Origin of the sequence: Pseudomonas sp. PS01299, assembly GCF_029960145.1 — a bacterium.
Taxonomy (GTDB): domain Bacteria; phylum Pseudomonadota; class Gammaproteobacteria; order Pseudomonadales; family Pseudomonadaceae; genus Aquipseudomonas; species Aquipseudomonas putida_A.
Window position 1 is genome coordinate 1 of sequence record NZ_JASCPO010000433.1, and the last position, 2,336, is coordinate 2,336.

Consider the following 2,336-nt stretch of genomic DNA (forward strand, 5'->3'; position numbering starts at 1 on the left):
TCCGGCGAATCTGTATGCGGATACCTTCGAGCGAACTTGATATTCGCGACCGCTTTCGCGAGCAAGCCCGCTCCCACAGGTAGAACGCAATACCCTGTGGGAGCGGGCTTGCTCGCGAAGAGGCCCGATCAGGCAACACAAAACCAGCAGGCATAAAAAAAGGCCCCGGAGTTCACGCTCTGGGGCCTTTTTGCATGTCAGCGAAGGCTTAGGCCGCTTTCGCTTCCGGCTGGCTCAGGGAGCGGTTCAGCGCACTGAACAGCGCCTTGAAGCTGGCGGTAGTGATGTTTTCATCGATACCCACGCCGTGCACCGCACGTTCGCCATTCACGCGCAGCTCGATATACGCGGCGGCCTTGGCGTTGGTGCCCGCGCCGATCGCATGTTCGTTGTAGTCCATGATCTCCACCGGAATCGGCAGGCCGGCCACCAGTGCTTCCAGCGCACCGTTGCCCTTGCCGCGCCAGTGCAGGTTGGTTTCGCCCTGACCCTTGCTCGCCACTTCCACTTCGACGGCACTGTTGCCGTTTTCTTCCTGCAGACGATGGCTGACCAGCGCGTACGGGGTGTTGGCTTGCAGGTATTCGCTGATCAACAGCGAGTGGATCTGCTTGGCGGTCATCTCAAGGCCGAGGCGATCGGTTTCACGCTGCACCACCTGGCTGAACTCGATCTGCATGCGACGCGGCAGGCTGATGCCGTATTCCTGCTCCAGCAAGTAGGCAATACCGCCCTTGCCCGACTGGCTGTTCACACGAATCACCGCCTCGTAGCTGCGACCGATGTCGGCCGGGTCGATCGGCAGATACGGCACTTCCCACAGGGTGTCCGGTTTCTGCTGGGCGAAGCCCTTGCGGATCGCGTCCTGGTGCGAGCCGGAGAATGCGGTGTGGACCAGGTCGCCGACGTACGGGTGGCGCGGGTGCACCTGGATCTGGTTGCACTCTTCGACGACTTTGCGCACGCCGTCGATGTCGGAGAAGTCCAGCTCAGGGTCAACGCCCTGGGTGTACATGTTCAGTGCGACAGTAACGAGGTCGACGTTACCGGTACGCTCGCCGTTGCCGAACAGGCAGCCTTCGACACGATCCGCGCCGGCCATCAGACCCAGCTCGGTGGCGGCGACGCCGGTGCCACGATCGTTGTGGGTGTGCAGGCTGATGATCACGCTGTCACGACGATTGATGTTGCGGCCGAACCATTCGATCTGGTCGGCGTAGACGTTCGGGGTCGCGCATTCAACGGTGGCCGGCAAGTTGAGGATCATCTTGTGCTCAGGCGTCGGGTTCCAGACCTCGATCACCGCGTCACAGACTTCCTTGGCAAACTCCAGCTCGGTGGCGCTGAAGGTTTCCGGGGAGTATTCGAAAGTCCACTCGGTGTCCGGCTGCATCGCTGCGTATTTGACGAACAGCTTGGCGGCGTTGACCGCGATGGCCTTGATGCCGTCCTTGTCCTGGTTGAAGACGATGCGACGGAAGGAAGGCGAGGTGGCGTTGTACAGGTGGACGATGGCTTTCTTCGCCCCGCGCAGGGATTCGAAGGTGCGCTCGATCAAGTCTTCACGGCCCTGGGTCAGCACCTGAATGGTGGTGTCGTCCGGGATGTGGCCTTCTTCGATCAGGGTACGCACGAAGTCGAAGTCGGTTTGCGAAGCGGCCGGGAACGAGGCTTCGATTTCCTTCACACCCACCTGAACGAGGGTTTTCCAGAAGCGCAGCTTCTTCACCGCGTCCATCGGCTCGATGAGCGACTGGTTGCCGTCACGCAGGTCGGAGCTGCACCAGATCGGCGCGGCGTCGATGGTTTTCGACGGCCAGGTGCGATCCGGCAGATTGATGACGGGGAACGCGCGGTATTTCGAAGACGGGTCTTTGAGCATGCTCATCGGGAAATTCCTTATTGTCTGGGCCGAAAAGAGGCGGCCTGCCGGTGGAACGAATGTTCGGGAAAACGCTTGGGACGAGGCGCAGCGATTCAGCCCGGCAGTCGTGCGCTGACGAGGCACAAACTACGGTGCTGGCGAAGCTGAATAAGGGTGTGAGAGGTTTTCATGCCTTCAACCCTAACCGCGAGGGGAGAGGATGGCAAGCAGTCGAAAAAAATTGAGAGGAATACTCGAAATACTGGGTTTTGCAGAATTTTATTGCTTGTAAGTCGGCGTTTCTTGTTGATGTTTGCGTGAGGTTAGATTGGGGCGCAATTGATGTTGGTTGGGTGTCATCAATATTTTCGGATTGGATAGACCGCATTCGCGGGCAAGCCCGCTCCCACAGTGTCCGTGTCGTTCACGAATATTATGTACACCCGAGAAACCTGTGGGAGCGGGCTTGCCC

Annotated in this window: 2 protein-coding genes; both read right to left on the minus strand. The window is 59.5% G+C overall.

Annotated features, from left to right (window positions below; genetic code table 11):
- Positions 1-208: 208 nt before the first annotated feature.
- Positions 209-1,888 carry a 2-isopropylmalate synthase gene (gene leuA / locus QMX91_RS30715; protein ID WP_027612129.1) on the minus strand — a complete coding sequence of 560 codons (1,680 nt, stop codon included), beginning with the start codon at positions 1,886-1,888 and terminating at the stop codon, positions 209-211.
- Between the two features lie 255 nt (positions 1,889-2,143).
- A partial coding sequence (locus QMX91_RS30720) for a hypothetical protein (protein WP_282413867.1) occupies positions 2,144-2,336 on the minus strand: 193 nt, incomplete at its 5' end.